The organism is Skermanella sp., from assembly GCF_059503625.1.
The window spans coordinates 1-5110 of record NZ_JCACHA010001152.1; the positions used below are offsets into that span (position 1 = coordinate 1).

General features: G+C 62.8%; 4 protein-coding genes. 2 read left to right on the forward strand and 2 right to left on the reverse strand.

Going from position 1 to position 5110, the window contains the following annotated elements; all coding sequences use genetic code 11:
- Window positions 1–525, forward strand: a 525-nt coding sequence (locus tag AC5JJ6_RS40960; protein ID WP_496047564.1) for a PQQ-dependent sugar dehydrogenase, incomplete at its 5' end; no start/stop codon positions are given.
- A 51-nt stretch (window positions 526–576) separates the two neighbouring features.
- On the opposite strand, the gene AC5JJ6_RS40965 is transcribed toward AC5JJ6_RS40960, so the two are convergent.
- Window positions 577–1920, reverse strand: coding sequence for a protoglobin domain-containing protein (locus AC5JJ6_RS40965; RefSeq protein WP_496047565.1), 1344 nt, complete (start codon window positions 1918–1920; stop codon window positions 577–579).
- On the reverse strand, window positions 1910–2134 hold the full coding sequence (locus tag AC5JJ6_RS40970; protein ID WP_496047566.1) for a hypothetical protein: 225 nt from the start codon (window positions 2132–2134) through the stop codon (window positions 1910–1912). Before AC5JJ6_RS40970 ends, AC5JJ6_RS40965 begins: the two co-directional genes overlap by 11 nt.
- A 207-nt stretch (window positions 2135–2341) precedes the next feature.
- Between AC5JJ6_RS40970 and AC5JJ6_RS40975 the strand changes: the two genes are divergently transcribed.
- Complete coding sequence (locus tag AC5JJ6_RS40975; RefSeq protein ID WP_496047567.1) at window positions 2342–4570, forward strand: helicase-related protein; 2229 nt, start codon at window positions 2342–2344, stop codon at window positions 4568–4570.
- Window positions 4571–5110: the final 540 nt, after the last annotated feature.

Below are 5110 nucleotides of genomic sequence, written 5' to 3' on the forward strand. Positions count from 1 at the left end.
TTCGTGAACCGCCCCGGCGCCCTGGCGGAAATCTGGTCCTATGGCCACCGGAACTTCCAGGGCGCGGCGCTGAACCCCGCGACGGGCGAGTTGTGGGTCAACGAGCACGGTCCTCGCGGCGGCGACGAGGTCAACCGGCCCCAGGCGGGCAAGAATTACGGCTGGCCGGTGGTTTCGAACGGCGTCAATTACGACGGTTCGCCCGTCGGCACCGGGAAGCAGCATGCCGAGGGCATGGAAGACCCTCTTTATCAGTGGACGCCTGTGATCGGGGCGTCCGGCATGCTCTTCTACACGGGCGAAGCTTTCCCCGAGTGGAAGGGCAGCCTGTTCAATGGTGGGCTGGTGGCAAAGGATGTCGTTCGCCTGGAACTCGACGGCTCCCGCGTCAAACACGAGGAGCGATTGTTCGGTGGCCTTGGCGAACGCATCCGGGCAGTCATACAAGGCAACAGAGGCGATCTGTATCTGCTGACGGACGAGTCGGACGGCCAGATCCTCCGCGTCGCGCCAGCCGAAGGCTGATGCGACGCGGTGCAGTTCCGGAAGTGTCCTGGTGGCGTTCGCGCCCGCCGGTCAACTCGCCTTGATGGATCTGAGGAAGGCGCCGACCTCATTCTGAAGGGCAGCCGACTGGCTGTTCAGATTGCCGGCGGCCTGCTGGACGTGGACCACGGCATGACCGGTTTCGGTGGAAGCCGCCGTGACACCTGAAATATTAAGAGCGACCTCACGCGTGCCGGCCGCGGCCTGATCCACGTTGCGGGCGATTTCCCGAGTTGCCGCGGCCTGTTCTTCCACGGCGGCCGCGATCAGGGTGCAGATCTCGTTCATGTCGGACACACCGGACAGCACGCTCTTGATCACACCGATCGCGCCGTTGGTCACCGTCTGCATCTCCGTCACCTGACCCTTGATGTCTCCCGTAGCACGGGCCGTCTGGGTGGCGAGCTGCTTGACCTCGTTGGCGACGACCGCGAAGCCCTTGCCCGCTTCGCCGGCCCGCGCGGCTTCGATCGTCGCGTTCAGCGCCAGCAGGTTCGTCTGATTGGCGATGTCGTTGATCAGGCCGACCACCGTGCCGATGTTGTCCGCGGCACTCGCCAGAGCCGCCAGCAACTCGTTGGTCCTGGCTCCATCCGCCACCGCGCGGTTCGACAGGTCCGACGACCGGGTGACCTGGACGGTGATCTCGCGAATGGACGTAGAAAGCTGCTCCGCTGCAGACGCGACGGTCTGGACGTTCTGACTTGCTTGCTCGGCGGCAGCGGCAACCGCTATCGCCTGCCGGTTGGTCTCCTCTGCCGACGCGGACATGGTATCGGCGGTTATCGAAAGTTCGTCAGCCTTGCCGTTGACATTCTGGACGATACCAAGCACCGATCCGCTGAACTCGGCGGCGAGCTGGTCCATCTTCCGGTCGAGTGTCGCCTTGTTCTCTTCAAGGTAGACGCTGATCGCCAAGTCCATGTCGAGCATGACGGCCTGATTGATGGCCCTGAGAAGGGATGCCAGTTTCAGCCGGGCGCCTTTGGGATGCAGCATGCTCCGGTGCTGGCGGGTCGCCGCTTCCAGTAGCTTGTCGAGGGTGAAGGTATAGCCGCCGATATACCATCTCGGTTCAAGGCCGATGCGGCTATGTGTCAGTCCGACCTTCTTCACCGAGGCGAAGTAGTCCGCATCGAAACGTCCGGAGAAGAGCTTCATCCAGTGATCGAACTGGGCCGACTTGGCGTGGCTTACTCGGCTTTCGTTTGAAAAGAATTTCATCATCTCAGGGTGTTTCCTGAGGTGAGAATAAAAAGCGTCGAGGATCGACGGCAGCAGTTCCTTGAGCGTAGGCACGAATTCGCCCAGGGCCTTGCGCGTCTCATCATCGATCATCAGGAAGTTCAACCGCTGCATTTCGTCATTGTTCATGCCGGCCGCTGACATCAAACACATCCTCACGTTGGCCCGTTACCCCGGATTGGCTAGATACCATATCCTTTAGAGCGAAAATCTGCTCCAATAGGGTTGAAATATCCATAAAACTTTCCGGATAGTGGCAAGGCCATGCCAAGCGTGCTTTGTGCGCATCAGCGACAGACAGAGGAATCAACCGTTTTTCCCAAGCAAATGAGATGCTGACCATTTGAAATGATCTTTGGGTATGAGCTAGGGACTATATACTTCGGCTTGGATGCTCTGTGTCAGCCAGAAGAAAAGATTAAGGTTCTGAAACCTTAATTTTGGCGGCTTTCAAGATAGTCTCAGGTGTGATGCACCCCCGCTTCACCAGTTGACCTTTCGGCGCGGCTGCACGCATGTTCGCCGCTGAATGAAGTTCTGGAGCCTCCGAATGGCCGACCACCCGGAAGCGCCTGCGGCGCCTGCCGAAGCCGACCCCGATCTGATCCACGAAATCGCCTGCCATCATCCCGATTGCCTGACCCTTGCGGACGCCGGCCTTGCCCGCATCGAACGGGCGGAGCAGGTCGGGCTGGCTCCGCTGGGGCTGCCTCTGCCCCGGGGCAAGCGTGACCTGCTGGTGCCCGCGGCACGGCGTGAAGCCGTCGTCCGGGAGATACTGGGGCAGCTCGACCGGCAATTGCGGCGGAACGGCCTGCTGGAGAAGGCAAGGCGCGTGCTCGACGGTGCGCATGTCTCGCTTCATCCGGGCGATGCGCGGGATCGGGTCAGGCTGGTCATGACGGACGAGATGCCGTGGACCGGGATGACGCAGCCGATCCGCTTCGCGGTCTCCCGTACGATCGACGTCGACGAATTGAGCGGCCTGCACGAGGCCGACCTGCACAGGTTCCTGAACGCCGACGCCGCCCTGATCGAACGCCTGCACGAGGATGCCGGCCGTCTTGCCGAAAGGCTTTGGCTCTATACCGAAGAGGTGGGGACACCCGACGACGGCTGGACCTTCGGCAGTCTATGCGACCGCCTCGTTCGAGCGGGGCGCAACCATCAGGACGCCGACGAGATCCTGCGCCGCTGGGACCGGGAGTACGATATCTGGCGGCGCGGCCGGGCAGAAGCGCGCGGTCGCGCCTATGTGGACCGCCACTTCGATTTCTCCCGCTTCGAGCGTCTGTTCCCGGTGGCGCGCGGCATGGCCCGCCGCCTGGTCCTGGTGGTGGGGCCGACCAACTCCGGCAAGACCCATCGGGCGCTGGAAGCTCTCAGGGAGGCACGCTCGGGCCTCTATCTGGCGCCGCTGCGCCTGCTGGCCCTCGAGGTCGCCGACCGCCTGAACCGGGATGGGACGCCGACGACGCTGCTGACCGGCGAGGAGGAGGCGAGAGTGCCGGATGCCCGGCACCTCTCGTCGACCATCGAGATGCTCGATCCGGACCGGCCGGTCGATGTCGCCGTGATCGACGAGATACAGATGCTGGCGGACCCCGACCGGGGCTGGGCCTGGACGTCGGCGTTGATGGGGGTGCCTGCCGGCACCGTGTACCTCCTGGGTGCGCCCGAGGCCCGATCCCTGGTCGAACGGGTGGCAGCGCATCTGGGCGAGCCGCTGGAGATCGTCGAGCTTGAGCGCAAGACGCCGCTCCGGATGATCGAGCGTAGGCTTGAGTGGGACGATGTCGAGCGAGGCGATGCGCTGATCGCGTTTTCCCGCCGCGATGTCCATCTGATCCGCGACGCCGTCCAGTCCCGGGACCTGACGGCGGCCGTGCTGTACGGAGCCTTGGCGCCGGAGGTCAGGCGACGGGAAGCGGAGCGGTTCCTGTCGGGGGAGGTCGATGTCGTCGTGGCCACCGATGCCATCGGCATGGGTCTGAACCTGCCGGTCCGGCGTGTCCTGTTCACGGCGCTGGAGAAGTTCGACGGCAATGCAGTACGGCCGCTTTCCGCGGGAGAAGTTCGTCAGATCGCGGGACGCGCCGGACGTTTCGGCCAGTTCGAGACGGGTGAGTTCGGTGTCGTCGCCCGCAATACGCCGCAGGCGCTGCGCACCCTTCTGGAGCGCCCCGATCCGCGCCTGGGACCGAAGACCGCCCTTACCGTCCGGCCGACGCGCGGCATGCTGGCGCGCCTTGCGGATTACAGCGGCACGTCGGAACTGGCCCTCCTGCTCGACTGGTTCTCGGCGGCGAAAACCGATGGCTCGCCCTATGCAGTGTCCGAACTGGCGCCGTTGCGGCGGCATGCGGCGTTGCTGGACGAGCGTTCACTGACTTTCGCGGACAAGCTGAACCTGCTGTTCATTCCGGCCGACCTGGAGAAGGAAGCGGAGGCCCGGCTGTTCACGACGATCGTACAGGCTGTCGAACGTCGTGAGTCGATGGCTGTCGGGCATGTCGTTCCTGCCCGGACCGAAGGGCTGGACGATCAGGCGCTGGAAGACCTTTCGCGTGCCTGCGATCTCTATTATTGGGCATCGCGCCGTTTTCCGGACCTTTTTCCGGACCGCGCCATCGTTGCACAGCGCAGGGCCGCCCTATCTACCCGCCTTGGCGAGCTTCTGGCGTCCCGGGCACGCCGCCGGCGCGATCCAGGTCATGGACGGCCGAAGCAAGGCTTTCGCGGTGCGCCGCGCAAGCGTTTTGGACCGAAGCGGCGCTGATGAACGATGCCGCCGGGCTGCGTGACCCGTCCCCGACGGCTCCTCGATGGAACCCTTATGTTCGTAATATGCGGGGGAGTGCCCGACCAAGGCCTGTCCAGGTCGTCCGGATGGGCATCTGCACCAACCATGCTTAGATGGCTGGCTGTTTTGTAGTCAGTGATGTGGCTGGAAGGCTCCGATGCAACTACTCTGGGATCACGAAAGTATTGCTGGGAGTGTTGTGTCTATGGCACACGAATACTGATTTTGCACTGCTAAACTTCCACCTGAAACTAGAAAGTTTTGCTTGACAGCATCATGCGCGGATCGTGCCTAAAAAATGTGCATTGGGTTCAAGTGGTAGGGTTTGGCTGGACGAGCGCACCTCGATCCACAGAGTTATCCCCAGATTCTGGGGATGAAAAAAGCCTGAATGGAAGGCAGTTGATCGATCGAAGAAGTCCCCTGTCGCACCCGACCTTCGGCTTATAACTATTGTCTGAAGAAGCGGGCCGTCCAACTTAGGATGGCGCGGGAGGTGGCAGGGCATTTGGCTTG